The organism is Streptomyces sp. NBC_00078, from assembly GCF_026343335.1.
Taxonomy (GTDB): domain Bacteria; phylum Actinomycetota; class Actinomycetes; order Streptomycetales; family Streptomycetaceae; genus Streptomyces.
Map to the genome: position 1 here is coordinate 8,351,490 of NZ_JAPELX010000001.1, position 20,735 is coordinate 8,372,224.

General features: G+C 70.4%; 16 protein-coding genes. 10 read left to right on the top strand and 6 right to left on the bottom strand.

Annotation, left to right across the window (positions count from 1 at the left end; all coding sequences use genetic code 11):
- Positions 1–368: 368 nt before the first annotated feature.
- From OOK07_RS38825 to OOK07_RS38860, 8 genes are all read left to right on the top strand, one after another.
- A complete protein-coding gene (locus OOK07_RS38825) occupies positions 369–1,712 on the top strand; it encodes a sugar transferase (RefSeq protein WP_323178169.1) in 1,344 nt (447 codons plus the stop codon).
- 23 nt (positions 1,713–1,735) lie between these two features.
- Positions 1,736–2,791 carry a Gfo/Idh/MocA family protein gene (locus OOK07_RS38830; protein WP_266801264.1) on the top strand — a complete coding sequence of 352 codons (1,056 nt, stop codon included), beginning with the start codon at positions 1,736–1,738 and terminating at the stop codon, positions 2,789–2,791.
- A gap of 24 nt (positions 2,792–2,815) precedes the next feature.
- Entirely contained in the window at positions 2,816–3,796 is a 981-nt protein-coding gene (locus OOK07_RS38835; RefSeq protein ID WP_266801266.1) for an NAD-dependent epimerase/dehydratase family protein, read from the top strand.
- Complete coding sequence (locus OOK07_RS38840) at positions 3,793–4,932, top strand: DegT/DnrJ/EryC1/StrS family aminotransferase (protein ID WP_266801268.1); 1,140 nt, start codon at positions 3,793–3,795, stop codon at positions 4,930–4,932. Before OOK07_RS38835 ends, OOK07_RS38840 begins: the two co-directional genes overlap by 4 nt.
- Positions 4,929–5,648 (top strand): acetyltransferase, encoded by a 720-nt coding sequence (locus OOK07_RS38845; RefSeq protein ID WP_266801270.1) that lies wholly within the window; start codon positions 4,929–4,931, stop codon positions 5,646–5,648. The genes OOK07_RS38840 and OOK07_RS38845 overlap by 4 nt, the downstream gene beginning before the upstream one ends.
- Position 5,649: 1 nt before the next feature.
- Positions 5,650–6,768 carry a DegT/DnrJ/EryC1/StrS family aminotransferase gene (locus tag OOK07_RS38850; protein ID WP_266801272.1) on the top strand — a complete coding sequence of 373 codons (1,119 nt, stop codon included), beginning with the start codon at positions 5,650–5,652 and terminating at the stop codon, positions 6,766–6,768.
- A 138-nt stretch (positions 6,769–6,906) separates the two neighbouring features.
- Complete coding sequence (locus tag OOK07_RS38855; protein WP_266801274.1) at positions 6,907–10,443, top strand: DUF4082 domain-containing protein; 3,537 nt, start codon at positions 6,907–6,909, stop codon at positions 10,441–10,443.
- A gap of 73 nt (positions 10,444–10,516) precedes the next feature.
- Positions 10,517–11,563, top strand: a complete 1,047-nt coding sequence (locus tag OOK07_RS38860) for a glycosyltransferase family 2 protein (protein ID WP_266801276.1) — start codon at positions 10,517–10,519, stop codon at positions 11,561–11,563.
- Between the two features lie 17 nt (positions 11,564–11,580).
- On the opposite strand, the gene OOK07_RS38865 is transcribed toward OOK07_RS38860, so the two are convergent.
- On the bottom strand, positions 11,581–12,243 hold the full coding sequence (locus OOK07_RS38865; RefSeq protein WP_266801278.1) for a hypothetical protein: 663 nt from the start codon (positions 12,241–12,243) through the stop codon (positions 11,581–11,583).
- Positions 12,244–12,362: 119 nt separating this feature from the next.
- On the opposite strand from OOK07_RS38865, the gene OOK07_RS38870 reads away from it, so the two are divergent.
- Both OOK07_RS38870 and OOK07_RS38875 read left to right on the top strand, forming a co-directional pair.
- Positions 12,363–14,330 carry an O-antigen ligase family protein gene (locus tag OOK07_RS38870; protein ID WP_266801280.1) on the top strand — a complete coding sequence of 656 codons (1,968 nt, stop codon included), beginning with the start codon at positions 12,363–12,365 and terminating at the stop codon, positions 14,328–14,330.
- Positions 14,327–15,226: a glycosyltransferase family 2 protein gene (locus OOK07_RS38875; RefSeq protein ID WP_266801282.1), complete on the top strand. Its 900-nt coding sequence runs from the start codon at positions 14,327–14,329 to the stop codon at positions 15,224–15,226. The genes OOK07_RS38870 and OOK07_RS38875 overlap by 4 nt, the downstream gene beginning before the upstream one ends.
- Positions 15,227–15,229: 3 nt before the next feature.
- Here OOK07_RS38875 and OOK07_RS38880 read toward each other — a convergent pair whose 3' ends face one another.
- The 5 genes from OOK07_RS38880 to wecB are packed head-to-tail and all read right to left on the bottom strand — an operon-like array spanning position 15,230 to position 20,732.
- Entirely contained in the window at positions 15,230–16,021 is a 792-nt protein-coding gene (locus OOK07_RS38880) for a glycosyltransferase family 2 protein (protein ID WP_266801285.1), read from the bottom strand.
- Between the two features lie 12 nt (positions 16,022–16,033).
- Positions 16,034–17,086, bottom strand: coding sequence for a hypothetical protein (locus OOK07_RS38885; protein ID WP_266801288.1), 1,053 nt, complete (start codon positions 17,084–17,086; stop codon positions 16,034–16,036).
- Positions 17,083–18,648: an oligosaccharide flippase family protein gene (locus OOK07_RS38890; RefSeq protein ID WP_266801290.1), complete on the bottom strand. Its 1,566-nt coding sequence runs from the start codon at positions 18,646–18,648 to the stop codon at positions 17,083–17,085. The genes OOK07_RS38885 and OOK07_RS38890 overlap by 4 nt, the downstream gene beginning before the upstream one ends.
- The gene (locus OOK07_RS38895) at positions 18,611–19,471 is read right to left on the bottom strand and encodes a YveK family protein (RefSeq protein WP_266801292.1); all 861 of its coding nucleotides are present in this window, start codon (positions 19,469–19,471) and stop codon (positions 18,611–18,613) included. The genes OOK07_RS38890 and OOK07_RS38895 overlap by 38 nt, the downstream gene beginning before the upstream one ends.
- 55 nt (positions 19,472–19,526) lie before the next feature.
- Complete coding sequence (gene wecB / locus OOK07_RS38900) at positions 19,527–20,732, bottom strand: non-hydrolyzing UDP-N-acetylglucosamine 2-epimerase (RefSeq protein WP_266801294.1); 1,206 nt, start codon at positions 20,730–20,732, stop codon at positions 19,527–19,529.
- Positions 20,733–20,735: the final 3 nt, after the last annotated feature.

The window sequence follows — 20,735 nt, forward strand, 5'->3', positions numbered from 1 at the left end:
CCGCCGGTGTCGCTAATGCGACATGTGTTTCATCCAACTGTTCCCGAGACCGCGCCCCGTGGTCTAGATTGACGACCGCCGGACCGGTTTGGGTGGGGAACAGGTTCTTGATGGCATCTCACGGTACGGCTTTGTGAACGAATTTGATCAGTCAGGCCAGCATGCTGGAAGCATGGGGCAGTTGGGGAACTGCCGAAGCTTCCATCACTTTCCAGTGCCGCTTCGCCGAGGGCACTTCGGTCAGGGGTAGCCGCGCATGTGGTGGGGGGCGCATGACCATTGAGGTCACGCATGAGCAAGTGGTCGTGGAACACGCGCGTCCACAAGGTCGTCGAAGACGTTGGGAACGGAAGTACCGGATCGTCCTGATGGTCGCGGACGGCTTGGCAGCCGCTACCGCGGCCTTCTTGATCCACGCTGCCTACGGCCGCTGGGCGGTGGCCTTGGTGCTGCCGCCGACCTGGATCCTGGCCATGCTGGCCCACCGCTCCTACGACCGCGGCACCCTGGGTCTGGGCACCGAGGAGTACCGACGGGTGCTGCGAGGCGCCGTCGCGCTGCCGGCACTGGCCGCGGTCGCGCACTGGCTGGTCGCCCACGATTCGGGCCTCCTTCATGACATGACCATGGCTGCGATCCCGGTCGCCGCGATCGCCCTGCCGGTCCGGTACCTGCTGCGCCGCCGGCTGCACAGACGGTGGGCGAGGGGCCGGGACCGGAGCGCGACGCTCCTGGTCGGGCCGGCGAACGGCATCGTGGAGCTGGTCGGAGTGCTGCGGCGCGGCGGCACGCACGAACTGCAGGCCGTCGGCGTGTGCCTGAGCGATCCGGAAAACGCCGCGGAGGTACGCAAGTTGGGGCTTCCCGTCCTCGGCGGATTCGGCGACATGAACGACGTCGTCCACGCCCTCGGCATCAGCACCGTGGTGGCACTGCCGGTTCCCGACTCCGATTTCTCCGTCCTGCGCCGGATGTCCTGGGCGGCGGCCGCACAGGGCGTCGACTTCCTGCTCGCCCCCGTACTGGCCGACGTGTCCACCTCACGCCTGGCGGTACGGCCCACCAACGGGGTGCCGCTGGTGCGGGTCAAGGCACCCGACCTCTCGCGGACCTCCCGGCTGCCCAAGGAACTGCTGGATCGTTCCTTCGCGGCGGCGCTCCTGCTGCTCCTCGCGCTGCCCATGCTGCTGATCGCCCTGATCGTCCGGCTGGACAGCTCCGGGGCGGCACTCTTCCGGCAGCAGCGGGTGGGCCGGTACGGCGACCACTTCACCATGCTGAAGTTCCGCACGATGCGGCCGGATTCGGAGGCCCTGAGAGCGGAACTGGAGCACCTCAACCAGAACAGCGACGGCCTGTTGTTCAAGGTGAAGCACGACCCGCGGATCACCCGGGTCGGCTCGTTCCTCCGCCGCAGCTCGCTCGACGAACTGCCACAGCTCATCAACGTCGCCCGGGGCCACATGTCGCTCGTCGGCCCCCGCCCGCCGCTGCCCGAGGAGGTCGAGGAGTACACGCCGGACGTCAAGCGCCGGCTGCTCGTCAAGCCCGGCCTCACCGGCCTGTGGCAGGTCAGCGGTCGCTCCGACCTGCCCTGGGACGAGGCGGTCCGGCTCGATCTCGGATACGTGGACAACTGGTCGATGGGCCTTGACCTGTCGATCCTGGCGCGCACCGGGTCCGCAGTGGTGCGAGGAACGGGGGCCTACTGATGGACCGAGAGAAGAGGAACCAAGTGACGGAGACCACGCAGCCGTTGGGGGTCGCGGTCGTCGGGGCCGGATACTGGGGCCCCAACCTCGTACGCAACTTCCAGGCCAGCGACCGGTTCCGGCTGCGCTGGCTGTGCGACCTCGACGTGGACCGGGCCCAACGGGTCCTCGGCGGCTACTCGACGGTCCAGGCCACCGCGGACTACGCGGCCGTCCTCGCCGACCCCGACGTGGCCGCGATCGCCGTGGCCACGCCCGCCGGCACCCACCTCGACATCGCCCTGGCCGCCCTGCGCGCCGGCAAGCACGTCCTCGTGGAGAAGCCACTGGCGGCGACCTACGCCGACGGGATGCGCTTGGTGACCGAGGCGGAGGAGCGCGGCCTCACCCTGATGTGCGACCACACCTACTGCTACACGCCCGCCGTGGGCCGCATCCGGGAACTGGTCCGCTCCGGCGAGCTCGGCGAGATCCACTTCGTCGACTCGGTCCGCATCAACCTCGGGCTCGTCCAGAAGGACATCGACGTGATGTGGGACCTGGCCCCGCACGACCTGTCGATCCTGGACTTCATCCTCCCCGACAACGTCGAGCCGGTCGCCGTCGCCGCCCACGGAGCCGACCCGATCGGGACCGGACAGGCCTGCGTGGCCTACCTGACGCTCCAGCTCAACACCGGCGCCATCGCCCACGTGCACGTCAACTGGCTGTCGCCGACCAAGGTGCGGACCACCATGGTGGGCGGCTCCAAACGCACCCTCATCTGGGACGACCTCAACCCCGCACAGCGCGTGGCCATCTTCGACCGTGGGGTGGACCTGGCCTCGCCGCAGGAGATCGGCGCGGACGAGCGCCGGGACATGCTCATCTCGTACCGCTCCGGCGACATGGTCGCGCCCGCCATCGGCGAGAAGGAAGCGCTGCGCAGCATGGTCGACGAGTTCGGCGACGCCATCAGAGCGGGCCGGGCGCCGCTGACCGACGGCAGGGCGGGCCTCAGGGTGCTGGACATCCTCGAGGCGGCGTCCCGGAGTCTCGAATTCAAGGGCGCGGTCGTCGGCCTGCGCGCCGGGCGTTGACCGATCCGAACAGCTGAGAGGTAAGTGCAGTTGAGCAGCGTACGAGGCAAGAAGATCCTGGTCACCGGGGGAGCGGGCACCATCGGCTCCAACCTCGTCGACCTCCTGGCCGAGGGCGGCGCCCGCGAGATCGTCGTACTCGACAACTTCGTGCGCGGACGGCGGGCCAACCTCGCGCGGGCCCTGCCCAGCGGTGTCGTGGAGGTCGTCGAGGGCGACGTCCGGGACGTCGAGACCGTGCGGAAGGCCACCGAGGGCGCCGACCTGGTGTTCCACCTCGCCGCCATCCGCATCACCCAGTGCGCGGAGGAGCCCCGGCTGGCCAACGAGGTCCTCGTCAACGGCACCTTCAACGTCCTGGAAGCGGCCGCGGAGGCCGGGGTCGCCAGGGTGATCGCCTCCTCCTCGGCGTCCGTCTACGGCATGGCCGAGACCTTCCCGACGACCGAGCGCCACCACCCTTACAACAACGACACCTTCTACGGCGCCGCGAAAGCCTTCAACGAGGGCATGCTGCGCAGCTTCCACGCCATGTACGGCCTGGACTACGTGGCGCTGCGCTACTTCAACGTCTACGGCCCCCGCATGGACATCCACGGCCTCTACACCGAGGTGCTCATCCGCTGGATGGAACGCATCGAGGCGGGCGAGCCGCCGCTGATCCTCGGCGACGGCACACAGACCATGGACTTCGTCGACGTCCGCGACATCGCCAGAGCCAACGTCCTGGCCGCCGAGTCGGACCTCACCGACGAGGTGTTCAACATCGCCAGCGGCACGGAGACTTCGCTGAAGGAACTCGCCGAGGGACTGCTGGAGGCGATGGGAGCCCAGGGCCTGGAGCCGGAGCACGGACCCGCCCGCGCGGTGAACGGCGTGACCCGGCGCCTAGCGGACACCTCGCACGCCGCAGGACGCCTCGGCTTCACCGCACGGATCGACCTGCGCACCGGGCTGCGCGATCTGGTCGAGTGGTGGCGCGCGGAGCGGGAGGCTGCCAAGTGAGCACCGACCGCATCCCGGTGATGATCCCCTGGCTCGGCGAGGAGGAGGCCGCCGCCGTCTCCGAAGCCGTCCTGTCCGGATGGGTCGCCCAGGGGCCGAGGGTCGCCGCCTTCGAGAAGGCCTTCGCCGAACGGGTGGGAGCCGAGCACGGCATCGCCGTCAGCTCCTGCACCACCGCCCTGCACCTGTCGCTCGTCGCACTCGGCGTCGGGCCCGGCGACGAGGTCGTGGTGCCCTCGCTGTCGTTCATCGCCACCGCCAACGCCGTCCGTTACGTCGGTGCCGAGCCGGTGTTCGCCGACGTCGAGCCGGCCACCGGAAACCTGACTCCGGCAACCGTGGACCTGGTTCGCACCCTGCGCACCAAGGCCGTCCTCGCCGTCCACCAGGGCGGTGTACCGGCCGACGTGCACACCCTGCGCGCCGCCTGCGCCGACTGGGACCTGCCCCTGGTCGAGGACGCGGCCTGCGCCATCGGCTCGACCGTCGGCGGCAAGCCCGTCGGCCACGGGGCGTTGCTCGCCGCCTGGTCCTTCCACCCGCGCAAACTGGTCACCACGGGCGAGGGCGGAATGATCACCACGGACGACGCCGAGTGGGCGGCCCGCCTGCGCCGACTGCGTGAGCACGGCATGAACGCCTCCGCGGCGGACCGCCACGCGAGCAACAAGCCGGTCCTGGAAAGCTACCTGGAAGTCGGCTTCAACTACCGGATGACCGACGTCCAGGCCGCGATCGGCCTGGTCCAGCTGGGCAGACTCGACGCGATGATCGCCCGCCGCCGCGAACTGGCGGGCCGCTACGACACGTTGCTGCACGACGTCCCCGGCCTCACACCCGTGCGCGATCCCGCGCACGGGCAGTCCAACTTCCAGTCCTACTGGGTGTTGCTGGACGAGGACTTCCCCGTCGGCCGGGACGACCTGCTCGCCGCGCTCGCCGAGGCCGGCGTCTCCGCCCGCCGCGGGATCATGGCCGCGCACCTCGAACCCGCCTACGCAGACCACCCGAGGGCACCGCTTCCGGTCACCGAACGGATCACCCGCCACTCGCTGATCCTGCCCCTGTTCCACACCATGACCGAGGCCCAGCAGGACCGTGTCGTGACCGCACTGCGCGAACAGGCCCGGAGATGAACGAACTTGTCATAGTCGGCGCGGGCGGCTTCGCCCGGGAGACCGCACAGGCCGCGGCGGACGCGGGCGAGTACAAAGTGCTCGGGCACCTCGACGACAACCCCGCCCTGCACGGCACCGAAGTGGACGGCGTGCCCGTCCTCGGCGGCTGCGACCTGGTCCACGACCTGCCCGAGGCCCGGGTGGTGATCTGTGTCGGCAACCCCGGGGACTACGCGGCCCGCGCCCGCCTGGTCCGCAGGCTCGCTCTGCCCGCGGACCGCTGGGCCACCGTGGTCCACCCGACGGCGTCGGTGTCGGCGACATCCGAAGTCGGCCCCGGCTCGGTGCTGCTCGCGTACTGCGTCCTGACCGCCGCCGTGCGGGTGGGCGCACATGTCGCCGTGATGCCCCATGTGGTCCTCACCCATGACGACATGGTCGAGGACTACGCCACGCTCGCCTCCGGCGTCCGCCTGGGCGGGGGAGCGCGGCTGGAACGGGGCGCCTATGCGGGCTCAGGGGCCCTGGTCAGGGAGGGTACGACGATCGGCGCCTGGTCGCTGGTCGGGATGGGGAGCGCCGTCCTCGGCGATGTACCGCCGGGCGAAGTGTGGGTGGGGAGCCCGGCCCGGCGGCTGCGCGCCGCGCCCGCGCCCGCGCTGGACGAACTTGCGGCTGAACAGGACCTGCGGCGCGAACAGGACTCGCGACGCGAACAGTGGGGGGACCGCTGACATGAACCACATTCCGCTCGTGGACCTCAAGGCGGCCCACGAGGAGGTCGCCGACGAGGTACGGGCCGGATTCGAGCGAATCCTGGCCAACACCGCGTTCGTCGGCGGCGACGAGGTCCGCCGGTTCGAGCGCGAATACGCCGACTTCGGCGGTGTCGGACACTGCGTGGGCGTCGCCAACGGCACCGACGCCGTCGAACTCGCCCTGCGCGCAAGCGGAGTCGGGCCCGGCGACGAGGTCGTGGTGCCCGCCAACACCTTCATCGCCACCGCGGGCGCGGTGGCGAGAATCGGCGCACGACCGGTCCTGGCGGACTGCCTGCCCGACACCTTCCTGCTCGATCCGCAGGCCGCACTGGACGCGGTCGGACCCGCCACCCGCGCGGTCGTCCCCGTCCACCTCTACGGGCAGATGGCCGACGTGGCGACGCTGACCGCGCAACTGCCGGGCCACGTACGGATCGTCGAGGACGCCGCCCAGAGCCAGGGCGCGGCCCGGGACGGCCGGACGCCGGGCAGCGGCGGCATCGCGGCCACCAGCTTCTACCCGGGCAAGAACCTGGGCGCCTACGGCGACGCGGGCGCTGTGCTCACCGACGAAGAAGAGCGCGCGGGCCTGGTGCGCGCGATCGCCAACCACGGCGGAGTCGCCAAGTACCGCCATGACGTGCCCGGTTTCAACAGCCGTCTGGACGGACTGCAGGCCGTCGTCCTGCGCGCGAAGCTGGCACGGCTGACGGACGGCAACGCGGCCCGGCGGGCGGCCGCGGCCCGCTACGACGAGCTGCTCGCCGGCCTCGCGGCCACCGGCCGGATCGTGCTCCCGGCCACGGCACCCGGCAACCTGCACGTCTGGCACCTGTACGTCGTCCAGATCGCCGACGCCGACCGCGACGACGTCGTCGGCAAGCTCAACGCCGAGGGCATCGGCGCCGGCGTGCACTACCCCGCCCCGGTCCACCTCACCCCGGCCTACCGCCAACTCGGTTACTCCCGCGGTGACTTCCCGAACGCCGAGAAGGCGGCGGACCGGATCCTGTCGCTGCCGCTGTACCCGCAGATCACCCAGGACCAGCAGCAACGCGTCGTGGAGTCGTTCACCGCCGGGCTCGGAAGCTGACCGGTCCCCGGCGTTTCACGCACCATCCCCGGCTCACGGGCCGGTCCAGCACAGCACCGCTGAGAGGTACACATGAAAAGTTGGGGCAGACGGATCCGGGGCGGGCGCCTCGCCGTCGTAGCAGGACTGATATTTGCGGTGCTCCCGCTGGCCGGGTCGGCACAGGCGGCGTCCGATCCGTGCGGGTCGGGCTCCAACCCCGTCGTCTGCGAGAACTCCAAGCCGGGCACCCCGAAGACCGACTGGTTCTCGCCCAACGCCTACGGTGACATCAAGGGCTTCTCCACCAAGGAGAGCGTCCAGGCGGGTGACACCGTCCAGTTCAAGGTTCAGTCGAAGACCTCGTACCACGTCGAGATCTACCGTCTGGGCTGGTACGGCGGCGACGGCGCGCGCGAGATGTCGACCGTGGCCCAGGCGGCCGTGACCTACCCGGCCAACTACACCACCAGGCCTGCCAGTTGCACCACCAAGAGCGCCACCGGCCTGGTCGACTGCGGCAACTGGCCCGTGACCGTGAACTGGACGGTGCCCAGCGACGCCGTGTCCGGTCTGTACATCGCGAACCTGACACAGACCGACGGCGACGGCCTGATGCCGTACCCGTTCGTGGTCCGCAAGGACTCCAGCACCTCCGACGTCGTCGTGCAGACCAGCGACGAGACCTGGCAGGCCTACAACGACTACGGCGGCCAGGACCTCTACGGCGGCACCGGGCCCGCGCCGGACGGCCGCGCCTACGAGGTCAGCTACAACCGGCCGCTGGACATCGGCGGCGACAACGGCATCTACGGCTCCGAGTACATGATGCTGTCCTGGCTGGAGCGCAACGGCTACGACGTCAGCTACACCTCCGGGGTGGACGTGTCGTCGGCGAGCGGCGCCACCCTGCTGAAGAAGCACAAGGTGTACCTGTCCTCCGGCCACGACGAGTACTGGACGCAGAGCCAGTACTCCAACGTCCTGGCGGCCCGCAAGGCAGGAGTCCGGCAGGGCTACTTCAGCGGCAACGAGGTCTTCTGGAAGACCCGGCTCACCCCCAGCATCGACGGCGCGAACACGGCCGACCGCACCCTGGTCTGCTACAAGATGACCAAGATGGCGCAGAACAACGGCATCGCCGACCCCAGCGGCATCTGGACCGGAACCTGGATGGACCCCGCCAGCACCGGCTACGGGCAGGACTACCAGCCGCCGAACATCCTCACCGGCTCCATGTTCACGGTGAACGGCTACCGCAGCGACGCCATCACCGTCCCCGGTTCCTACGGCAGGAACCGGATCTGGCGCAACACCTCCATCGCGAACCTGACGTCGAGCCAGACCGCCACGCTCCCGACGGGCACGCTCGGCTACGAGTGGGACAGCGACATCGACAACAGCACCCGGCCCACCGGGGCCATCGACGTCTCCTCCACGACGGTGGACATCAATGACGCCAAGCTCCGGATGGACTGGGGCAACGTCTACGGCAACGGCACGGCGACGCACAACCTCGTCGAGTTCCGCGACCAGGACTCCGGCGCCCTGGTGTTCGGGTCGGGGACCGTGCAGTGGTCGTGGGGCCTGACGAACGTCCCGACGTACAACCCCGACGACACGGTGGTCACCGAGGACTCCCGGATGCAGCAGGCCACGCTGAACGTCCTCGCCGACATGGGTGTGCAGCCGCTGACCCGGCAGGGCAACCTCGTCGCCGCGACGGCCACCACCGACACCACCGGCCCGTCCGTCACCGTGACGAGCCCGGCCTCCGGGGTCACCGTCCCCGCCCTGAAGCCGGTCACCATCAAGGGCACCGCCTCCGACTCCGGCGGTGTGGTGGCCCGGGTGGAGGTGTCCACGGACGGCGGATCAACCTGGAAGGCCGCCACCGGCCTCACCTCCTGGAGCTACAGCTGGACCCCGACGACGCCGGGACCGGCGTCGGTCAAGGTCCGCGCGGTCGACGACAGCGTCAACGTCGGCTCCGTCACCACCGTCCCGCTGACCGTCGGCCCCCAGGCCTGCCCCTGCAACGTCTGGCCGGCCTCGGCCGTGCCCGGCACCGTCAACGGAGGTGACGGCAGCTCCCTGGAACTCGGCGTCAAGTTCCGCACCACCGTGGCCGGTTCCATCACCGGTGTCCGCTTCTACAAGTCGCCCGCCAACACCGGCACCCACACCGGCAGCCTGTGGACCGCCTCCGGCACCCGCCTGGCCACCGGCACCTTCAGCGGTGAGACGGCCTCGGGCTGGCAGCAGCTGAACTTCGCCACCCCGGTCACCGTCAAGGCCAACACCACCTACGTAGCCTCCTACTTCGCTCCCAACGGCGGATACTCCTACGACGGCGGCTACTTCAACGACAGCGACGCGGGCCTGGCCCCGCTCACCGCACTCAAATCCGGCACCGACGGCGGCAACGGCGTCTTCCACTACGGCTCGACCAGCGCCTTCCCGTCCTCGCAGTCCTCGGGCAGCAACTACTGGGTCGACGTGGTGCTGGACACCTCGACGGCCAGTACGACCCCGCCCACCGTCAGCTCGACCTCCCCGACGTCCGGGGCGACGGGCACGTCGATCACGGCACCGGTGTCGGCCACCTTCAGTTCGGCGATCGACCCCGACAGTGTGACGTTCACCGTGAAGGACCCGGACGGCACCACCGTGCCGGGAGCGGTCACGCTGCCCGCGTCGAACAAGGTGACGTTCACTCCGTCGACAGAGCTGGAGCTGCACACCACCTACACCGCCTCCATCCGCGCCTCCGACGTCTGGGGCAACGCCATGGCGGACCCGGTGACCTGGTCCTTCACCACCAGTTCCACCCCGCCCGCGGTCACCTGCCCCTGCACACTGTGGAGCTCCTCCGCCGTGCCGGCCACGCCGGACACGACCGGTGACTCCAACTCCCTGGAGCTGGGCACCCGGTTCACGTCCTCGGCGGACGGCTGGATCACCGGCGTCACGTTCTACAAGGGCACCGGCAACACGGGCACCCACACCGGCAGCCTGTGGACCGACGGCGGTACGCTGCTGGCCGGTGGCACCTTCACCAACGAGACGGCCTCCGGCTGGCAGACGCTGACCTTCGCCACTCCTGTGGCCGTCACCGCCGACACGCCCTACGTCGTCTCCTATCACGCGCCCCACGGCAACTACGCGGTGGACGGCGGCTACTTCGCGGCAGCCCACCAGTCGTATCCGCTCACGGCCACGGCCGACACCACCGCGCACCACAACGGGCTCTACCGCTACGGCAGCGACTCGGCCTTCCCCAACGGTTCCTACGGATCCGCGAACTACTGGGTGGGCCCCGTCTTCACCGGGGAGAACCCGAGCGCGTCCCTGGCGTCGGCCACCGCCTCGGAGGTGACCGCGGCCTCGGTGGCGCACACCGCCGACGCGGCGAACGCCCTGGTCATGACCGTGGACAAGAACGCCGCGGTGTCGTCGGTGAAGGCGACCGTGACCATCGTGAAGGGTTCCGGGGCCGCCAGGAAGCTCCACGTGACGACCGTCGTCTCCTACAACCGCGCGACCCACAAGGCGACCGTCCACCTGTCCGCCCCGTTGCCGGACGGCACCCGGTTCAAGATCACGGTCAAGGCCGAGGACAAGCACCACCACACGGTGAAGTCCGACAGCTGGACCCTGACGAGCAGGACCGTCTTCAAGAAGACAAAGAACTGACCCGTCCGACCGCACCGTCGGTGGTCCGCGCCCAGCCGGGCGCGGACCACCGACGGGGATTGGCTTCCCACCGATGAGCAGCGTCAGTGTTGTGATCCCCTGCTACAAGTACGGCCACTTCCTCGCCGACTGCGTGAGCAGCGCCCTGGACGAGCAGGACGGCGTTGACGTCCGCGTACTCATCATCGACGACGCCTCGCCCGACGACTCGGCCGAGGTCGCGCTCAAACTGGCGGCCTCCGACCCGCGCATCGAGGTCCTCGTCCACGAAACCAACAAGGGCCACATCGCCACGTACAACGAAGGCCTCCTGGAATGGGCCGACGGCGACTACGTGGCCCTCCTGTCCGCCGACGACCGGCTGGTGCCGGGCGCGCTGGTCCGGGCCGCCCGGCTCCTCGACGCCCACCCCGAGGCGGGGTTCGCCTACGGGCGCCCCCTCCGCTTCCAGCACGGCGGGCCGCTGCCCAAGGCCCGCACCCAGAGCACCGGTTCAGTCGTCTACCCCGGGCAGTGGTGGCTGGAGCGGCGCTTTCGCGAGGGCACCGGCTGCATCACCTCGCCGGAGGTCGTCGTCCGCACCGGCCTCCAGCGGAAGGTCGGCGGCTACGACCCCGCCCTTCCTCACGCAGGCGACATCGAGATGTGGATGCGGCTCGCCGCCCACGCCGACGTCGGCCACATCCGCGGTGCCGACCAGGCCTTCTATCGTGTCCACGGCAAGAACATGTCCACCACCGACTTCGGCGGCCAGCTCGACGACCTGCGCCAGCGCCTGGTGGCCTTCGACTCGGTCCTCGCCAAGTGCGGCGACCGGCTGCCCCACGCCGACCGCCTGGCCGACCAGGTCCACACCCGCCTCGCCCGCTTCGCGCTGCGCCGGGCCTACCGGGCCTACGACCGCGGCCGCACCGGCGTCGTACCGGTCGACGCGTGCGTGGAGTTCGCCGAGCAGTGCCTGCCGGGATACGCGGCACTGCCCGAGTACCGCGCGCTGCGGCTGCGCAGACGCATCGGGCCGAAGGCCATGCCGTATCTGCAGCCGCTGGTGTGGTCGGCCGTGGCCGAACGCGGGCGGGAGTGGCTGTGGTGGGAGTCCTGGAAGCGCCGCGGTATCTGATGCAGAATCAGTTCAGCTCAGCCGGCCACGGGGACCGCGCCGGTCTGCCTGCGGCGGCCCGCAGGGGCCTGCCGGCGGCTCATCGCGTACCGGTCGAGCCACAGCGCGCCGACCACTCCGCCGGCCAGACCCAGCAGAGCCGTGCCCGCAAGGCCCCGGCTCTTGGCGCCCTGCACCTCGGCGACGCTCGGGGAGGTCAGGACGGAGGCGGTGATCCGCCCCGCGGCCGGCACCTGCTGAGCGGTCTGCATCTGCTCGACGTGCCGGGTGTACACGTCGATGACGCGGCGCACCGCCGTCACCGCGGCCTCGGCGCCGGAGGCCTGCGACTGCACCTGCAGGGAGGGGATCAGATAGCGGGGCGTCGCGCTGGTGCCGCTGTTGCGGGGCACGAGCTGATAGGTCCCCTGAACGCCCGCGGCGCGCAACTCCTCTGCCCCGGCGGGGGATTGCAGCTGCTGGACGACCGCGTACGAGACCACGGCGAGCGGCGGCTGCAGATTGGTCAGCTGGTTGGGCTGGTTCTGCGTCACCGGCGGCTTGAGGACGACGACCGCGGAACCGACGTACTGCGGGGTCGGCCGGATCACGCAGTACGCACCGGCCGCCGTCAGCAGCAACGCGACCACCACGACGTACCAGCGGCGGAGCAGCGCGTCGGCGACGTTCCCAGGCGACATACGAGTTCCTTCCGTCACTCCCGATACTGGCAGGACGCGCGGTGGGATGCCACCGAATGGAGGGACGCATCGTGAGTCTTGGTGAGATATGGGCAATTCTGCGCCGAAGGTGGTACTTCATGGTGCCCTTCACCGTGCTCAGCCTGATCGGCGGCGGATACCTGTACGTGACCGTCCCCGTCTCCTACCAGTCGCAGAGCTCGGTCGCGCTGCTGGACTCCTCGGCCGTGGCCCGGCTGGCCCCCACCTTCGGCAACCCCATCTCGAACGCGGGCGGTTCACTCATCGTGACGGCCGACGTGCTGATCAGGACGCTTGAATCGGCCGACGCCGCCAAGGAGTTGCACAACAGGGGAGTCACGGACCCCTACACGGCCGGCTTCGCGCCGGCCAGCGACAGCCCGCTGCTCGTGCTCGGCGTCACCGGCACCGACCGTCAGAAGGTGCTCAAGGAGACCAACACCCTGACCGCCTTCGCCGGTGAGCAGCTCAATGCCCTGCAGGCCGCCGCCAAGGTTCCGCCCGCGTACGCCGTGCAGACCGCGCCCGTCGTCCTGCCACAGACCCCGGTGGCGAAGTCCAAGAGCCGCTACCAGGGTGTCGCGGCCGTCATCATCCTCGGCGTTGTCAGCGCGTTCCTGCTGTCCATCCTGATGGAGGGCGTCTCGGTGGTCCGCCGCCGGCACCGGGTGGCCCCGCGGCGGAAGCAGGCCCGCACCCCGAAACGGGTCCGCGCGGGCATGCTCAGCCGTAGGCTCGACGCCACCGCGATCCTCACCGTCTACCTGGTGCTGGCCTTCTTCATCCCGTCGAACCTGGCCCTGCCCGCACTCGGCGGCGTGGGCACCCCCGCCAACGTCTTCGCCCTGCTCGGCCTGATGTGGTACCTGGCGACCTGGCTCGGCGGCCGCATCCTGCCCGCACCCGGCACCCGGCTGGTACGGGTCACGCTGTGTCTGCTCGGGGTGGCCGTCCTCGCGGCCTACGTCGCCGACGCCATGCGCGAAAGCTCGCACGAGGAGGTGCTCGGTGCCGACCGAGGGCTCATCGGGTTCCTGGTGTGGGTGTCGCTGGTCGTTCTGACGTCGGCGGCCGTGCAGGAGCGCGGCCGGCTGGACGTGCTGATGCGCCGGGTGGTCGTCCTGGCGTCCGTCGTCGCCGCGATCGGCTTCTACGACTTCTTCGCGGCGACCAACATCGCCGACTCCATCCACATTCCCGGCCTCCAGACCAGCGTGGCACAGGTCAGCGTCATGGACCGCGGCGCCTTCACCCGGCCCCGCGCCACCACGGCCCAGCCGCTTGAGTTCGCCGGCATGCTGGCGATCCTGCTGCCCTTCGCGATCCAGCAGGCCGCCGACCCGGTACGCCGCCACCTGCACGTACTGCGCCGCTGGGGGCCGGTGGTCCTCATGGCCGGCGCGCTGCCGCTGTCGGTGTCGCGGACCTCGATCATCGGCGTGCTGCTGGTGGCCGTGGTGATGGTGCCGCGCTGGAAGCCGGCCCGGCGCTGGGCCGCGATCGGCGTGATGACGGCCTCCGTGGCCGTGTTCAAGGTGCTCGTCCCGGGACTGATCGGCACGATCACGGGCCTGTTCGCGTCGTTCCTGTCCAACTCCGACAGCAGCACCCAGGCCCGTACCGTCAAATACAGCGCGATCGTGCCCTATCTGAAGGAACACCCGCTGCTCGGACGGGGCTTCGGCACGTTCACCCCGGACCTGTACTTCTTCACGGACAACCAGTACATGCTGGGCCTGGCCGAGATGGGAGTGCTCGGGCTCGTCGCCCTGCTCGCCCTGTTCATCACCGGCATCCACCAGGGCGGTGCGATCCGGCGGCTGGCCCGCACCGAGGCCGACCGCGAACTCGGGCAGGCGTTCTTCGCCTCGGCGCTGGTCACCCTGGTCATCAGCGCCACCTTCGACTCGCTCAGCTTCCCGATGTTCGCCGGCATGTTCTTCCTCATGCTGGGGGCGGGGGGCAGCTATCTGGGCTTCGTGCGGCGCGAGGCGGCTGCCGCGGCCGTCCCCGGCCCCCGTACGACAGCGGAAGTCCGCCTTCCCCAACTCGTGGAGTCCCGATGAGCCCCGTCGCCGTCATCGTCGTCACCTGGAACAGCGCCTCGGTGCTCCCCGGGTTCCTCGCCGCGCTCGACGACGGCATGGCCGGCCTCGACCGGCGGCTCGTCGTCGCCGACAACGACTCCGCCGACGACACCGTCCAGGTGCTCAGGAAACTGGCCCCCGACGCCACGGTCGTCCAGACCGGCCGTAACGCCGGATACGCCGCCGGGGTCAACGCCGCGCTGGGTGCCGCCGGTGACGTCGGGGCCGCGCTCATCTGCAATCCCGACATCCGTATGCGGCAGGGCTGCGCCAAACGTCTCCTCGACAGCCTCGGCGACGGCGTGGGCATCGCCGTACCCCTTCTGTACGAAGAAGGCCGGGACACGCCCCACTACTCGCTGCGCCGCGAGTCGAGCGTGCTGCGGGCCCTCGGCGAGGCGGTCATCGGCAACCGACGAGCCGGGCGCTTCCCGCTCCTGAGCGAGCTGGTCACGGACCCCGCCGCCTACCGGCGGCCCACGCGCGCGGACTGGGCCACCGGCGCGCTGATGGCCCTCTCGGCCGACTGCCTGGCTGACTGCGGTGCGTGGGACGAATCCTTCTTCCTCTACTCGGAGGAGACCGAGTACTGCCTGCGGGCGCGCGACAACGGGTACGCCACCCAGCTGGAGCCGACGGCCGAGGCCGTGCATCTGGGTGGCGACTCCCAGGTCTCGCCCCTGCTGTGGACCCTGCTCACGCTCAACCGCGTGCGGTTGTACGGGCGGCGCCACGGCGTCCTCGCCACCGCCTGCTTCCGGGGCGCCGTGTTCCTGCGCGAGGCGTCGCGGGCCGCCCTCGGCAGGAAGGCCGGCCGCGCGGCCGCGGCCGCCCTGCTCCGGCCGGGTGCGCTGCGGGCCACGCCCGGCCCGTGACGCTCAGCCGGACCAAGTCGTGTAGAAACTCCCGGGGTTGACCAGGTACCTCACGGTCGCGTGCGGTACGTGGCGCACCGTGTGGCTCCGGCTGTACCGGTAGATCAGTTCCCAGTCCTCGCGCGGGAGCACCTTCGGGGTGCGGTGCAGGCGGCTGAAGTGCAGGGTGCTGTCGCGGCGGGCGACGAAGGCGTTGGTGTCCAGGAAGGACTCGCGGGCGGCGCGGTGGCGGTCGAAGGGGACGGAGAGGGTGTCGTGTTCGGTGCCGTCCGGGAGGACTCGGCGCAGCGCCGTGTAGATGCCGTCGGGGGCGTCGGGGGAGTCCAGGGCCGCCAACGCCCGCTCCAGGTGGTCCGGTTCCCACAGGTTGTCGTCGTCGAGGAAGGCCACGTACCGGGAGCGGGTCAGGCGGATGCCCACGTTGCGGACCACGCCCGCCACGCCCGTGTTGCGGGAGAGCGAGACGGCGAACAGGCGGGGGTCGTCCGGGAGTTCGGGCAGGCCGGCGCCGTCGTCGACGACTATGACCAGCTGGTCGCGGACACTCTGGGCCAGGGCCGAGCGGACCGCCGACCGCAACGCCTCCGGGCGGCGGTGCGTGGCGATGACCGTCGCTACGAGAGCGGCGGGCGCGGCACCGGTCGTAGCCGCGAGGCGTTGCACCTCCGCCGACTCGAAGCGGCGCAGCCGCAGCGCCGAGGGCGCCAGCAGGACCTTGTTGCGGAGTTCGAACAGGACCAGCCAGCCGAAGGCGTGCTTGAGGAGTTCCCAGGGGGCGCGGACGATGCGTCTCATCAACTCTTCTCCTCAGCCGGACGGCTCGGGGGTGACCGGGGTGCCGTCGGCGTACCGGTTGCCGCGCCAGACGTTGCCGGACCCGGCGTTCCAGGCCGTGACGGAGCCGTAGACGCCGGAGTTGCGGTGGTAGCGGGTCGAGAAGACGTTGTTCGTGACCGTGATCCCGGTTGCTCCGTCGCCGCCGCCATAGAGGGCGTACGCGCCGCCCGCCAGAAGGTTGTTGTCGACGACGGTGTTGGAGACGTGGCCGGTGTCGGCGAACAGGCCGACGCTCGCGGACGCGCCCCGGTTGACGTCGACCGGGTTGAGGAGCGTGTTGTGACGGATGATCAGCTGTCCGGAGCTGCCGCCGCCGCTGATCACCGCGTCCGTGTGCTGCCACTCGCCGCCGGCGTTGCGGAAGGGCACGAGATCGTGGACGTAGTTGTCGTGGATGTTGCCCTGGCCCATGGACAGGGCGTTGCCGAAGACGGAGATGTTGCACCAGCCGACCTCGATGGAGCTGGCGCCCATGTTGGACACGGCGTAGTCCACGCCGCCGTTGTCGGGGCCCTTGCCCGGAACGGCGGTGATGGTGGTGTGCAGGATGCGCAGACCCTTGAAGCCGGGGCGCAGGTTGACTCCCCACCAGTTGGTGGACGTGATCTTGGAGTCGATGACGGTCACGTTGTCGGCGTAGATGTCGAGTGACCCGGTGATGTCCCAGCCCTTGATGACCGTGCCGTCGGTCTTGATGCTCATGTTCCCCGTGGAATGCGGCTTGAGGGCCGAACGGGGGCCGGTGGTACGGGCGTTGGGAAAGCCGGCTTCCAGGGACGTCACCGTGGTGGAGCGTGCCGAGGGCTTGGCGCTCGGGCCGTGGGCGCCGGGAGCCGAGGCTGAAGGGCTCGTGCTGGGCGTGGTCCGGGGCGAGGGGGCGGCGCTCGTCGGATCGTCGGTGGCGGCCGGGGGCCGGTCATGGGTGCTGGGAGCCTGACTGGCCGAGGAGGAGCCGGCGGACCCGGAGCAGCCCGCGGTCAGCAGGAGGGCCAGGCCGGCGAGACAGGTGCGGAGCCTGGTCATAGGGCCTCCGGAGTCCGGGAGGTGCCGCGCAGGAAGCGGCGGCTGGGCAGCACGCACACCGCGTAACTGGCCAGCGCGACCGTGCCGATGGCGAGCAGTGCGAGGACACCGTCGCCGAGAAGCCACTTCGCGGCGAGGAGTACCAGGGTCATCACGATTCCCCCGAGGAAGGGCCAGGCACAGGCTCTGGCGATGTGGGCGAGGCCGATCCCGGCCCGGCCGAGGGCGTGCAGGAAGACGGGGACGACCAGCACGGCGCCGACCAGGACATGGCCCTGGGAGACACCGACGATGCCGCCGACCCGGGCCCCGGCGATCAGCACGGGGATCAGGGCGACGACCCACAGCCCCTGGACGAGGATGAGGGAGCGGCGCTGTCCGGTGGCGACCAGGCAGTCGTAGGCGAGTTCGCAGCCGATGCGGATCAGGCCCAGGGCCATCAGCCACGGCAGGGCGTGGGCGGCGGGCAGCCACTTGTCGCCGTAGATGAGCTGGACGACGGGGCCGGAGAGGCCGCCGAGCAGGACGCACAGCGGCACGGTGCCGGTGACCAGAACCCCGAGGGCGCGGCTGAAGCCCTGGGCCAGGGCCTGCGGGGAGTCGGCGAGGCGGGAGAAGCCGGCGAAGGAGACGCGTCTGGCCGCCTCGGAGATGACGCGGACCGGCCAGCCGGACATGTTGAACGCCAGGACGTAGAAGCCGAGGGCGACTCCGCCGAGCGTGGAGCCGACGACCATGGTGTCCACGTTGACGACCGCGAGCGCGAGCAGGCTCGCGCCGGCCAGCGGGAGGCCGAACCGCAGCAGCGCGCGGGCCTGTTCGCGGTCCCAGCCGAAGTGCAGGGTACCGGGCGCGGCGATCGCGCAGCCGATGAGGGCGGCGACGTTGCCCACGACCGCCCCCCAGGCGAAGCTCATGGCCCCCCAGCCGGCGAAGGCCAGCACGAGAGTCACGGCGGTGCTGAGGACGAAGTTGAGCGCGTCGATGACCATCCGCTTGCCCTGCGCGAACTCCCGGGTCAGGAAGCCGGCGGGCACCTGTGCCACCCCGTCGATCAGCAGGCACAGGCACATCACCCGCAGCACGCCAGAGGCATGGGGCGAGTCGAGCAGCCCGGCGACCGTCGGTGCCGAGACGAACAGGGCGGCGTACAGCAGGCAGCTGGACGCGGTGGACAGAGTGAGCACGGTCGGCGCGAAACGGCGGGGATCGCCGTCCCAGCGGACCAGGGCCAGGCTGACGCCCAGTTCGTTCGCCGAGAGCAGCACCAGCAGCACGGTCTGGGCGATGCCGTACACGCCCCACTCGGCCGGTCCCAGGGCGAAGCGCGCCAGCAGGATGCCGGTGGCGAAGTTGCCCAGGCGCATGACCACGGTGTTGATCAGGCTCCAGCGGGCCGCCGAGCGGACCTTCGTCCCGAAGGAGTCGGGGGCCGGAGCGCTGCCGCTTGTCTCAGCGGTGCCACCGTCCGGGGAGAGCCCGCCGGCCGTCGCTGTCTCGTGCGCCGCAGATGTCCCGCTCGCCTCAGATCTCTCGCTGTCGGGTGTGCGAACGCTGTCCATGAGTCGACTCCTCGTCGAGCGGCTCGGCGGGCGCCACCGCCGTGGCGGACCGGCCGGCCCTCGGCTGTGCGGCCCGCCGGTTCTCGGCGGCCCGCGACCAGGCGGGCGGGCGCCGGAGGGCGATCGTCTGTTCCGCGACCGGCTCCCCGGCCGTCGGCTCGGGGACGGAGACCGGGTCCACGAGTTCTTCGGGCTGTGCGGTCTCTTCCGGCGCGGGCGCCGTGCGCGGCCGGCGGCGGGCCTCCACGTAGAAGACGCCGACCAGGCTCAGCACCAGGCCCAGACCTCCGGCCAAGACCATGTATTCGAGCCGCGTCTTGGTCTGTGCCACCGGGTTCTGGGGCGGCACGATCGTCGTCATGCGGATCATGGCCTTGGAGTTGACCTTCTGCTGCTTCTGGAACTGGTCCAGCCGGTCCTTGGCGTACGACGTCAGGAGCTTGTCCGAGGCGAGCACGGAGGCCTTGTCGGTGCCGGTGACCGTGAGCCACATCAGCGGGCCCTGGGCGTTGTCGGCCAGCTTGGCCTCGAACGTGCCCTTCGCACCGAGGCCCTTGAGGTCCCGCAGCGAGTCGTCGGAGTTGAGGTTGCGCGCCAGGCTGTCGGCCATACCGGTCAGCGAGGTCTGGGTGCTGAGGAAGGGATTGCCGTCATAGGCCACGGTGGCCTTCTGGGAGTTGAGGAGGACCACCGTGCTCTGTGACTGGTAGGTGACCGGGACCATCGTGACCACGCCGACGATGAGGCCGGCGGTCAGCAGCAGTCCCGGCAGCAGGACGTACCAGCGCCTGCGCATCACCCGGAAGATCTCAGCGAGATCCATGGTGGTCCCCCCCCCCTAGCGACCAGACGTTCGACGAGCATATGTTGCAAGCGGATCATATGGGGAAGGTTCGGTCCGTGGGGCTCGTCCGGTCGACGGGTGCCTTCTGGCCGGTGGGTCTCGGTCGGTCGGTTGATGCCGGAAGGTCTGCCGGCGCCGGCAGGTCGGTCGGCCGCGGGCGCGTGGCCGCCGTGCCTCCTGCCAGCAGTACGTCGGCGATACGGTCGCTCGCGCGGCCGTCCCACAACTCGGGCCGGCGCGGCGCGGGCGGAGCGTCCAGCACCTGGTTCACGACGGCCACGATGCGCTCCGGGTCCCGGCCAGCCAGCACGTTGGTGCCCTGCTCGACGGTGATGGGGCGCTCGGTGTTGTCGCGCAGGGTCACGCAGGGCACGCCCAGCGCGGTGGTCTCCTCCTGCACACCGCCGGAGTCGGTGAGGACCACGCGCGCGGCGTCCTGAAGGGCGATGAAGTCCAAGTACCCTGCGGGCTCCACGAGTTGAATGCCTCCCGGGACTCCGATGGCGGCCAGCTTCCCGGCCGCCCGCGGGTGCACGGGCAGCACGAGCGGGCAGCTCCCGGCGATCTCGCCGAGCGCCTTCAGGAGTCCGGCGAGGACCTCGGGGTCGTCGACGTTGGCGGGCCGGTGCAGGGTGACCAGCCCGAACTCGCCCTTGGACAGCCCGTATCGGCCAAGGACGTTCGAGGCGCGGGCCCGTTCCAGGTTGGCCAGCAGCGTGTCGATCATGACGTTGCCGACGAGGTGGACCTGGTCCTCCCGGTAGCCCTCCGCGCGCAGGTTGTCCACGGCGTCGGGGGAGGGGGCCAGCAGGTAGTCGGCGACACGGTCGGTGGCGACGCGGTTGATCTCCTCAGGCATGCCCCAGTCGCGGCTGCGCAGGCCGGCCTCGACATGGGCGAGCAGCGGTCCGGCCTTGGCGGTGACCAGGGCGCAGGCCAGCGTGGAGTTGATGTCACCGACCACGACCACGATGTCCGGCGACAACTCCTGAAGGAGCGGCTCGAACGCGGTCATCACCCGCCCGGTCTGCTCGGCGTGGGTGCCGGAGCCGACCCCGAGGAAGCGTTCGGGCGGGCGGATGCCGAGGTCGGCGAAGAACACGTCGTTCATGGCCGGGTCGTAGTGCTGGCCGGTATGGACGAGGAACACCTCGGCGCCCCGGCGTTCCAGGGCGTCCATCACCGGTTTGATCTTCATGTAGTTGGGTCGTGCTCCGGCGACACACACGATGCGCGGCATGGC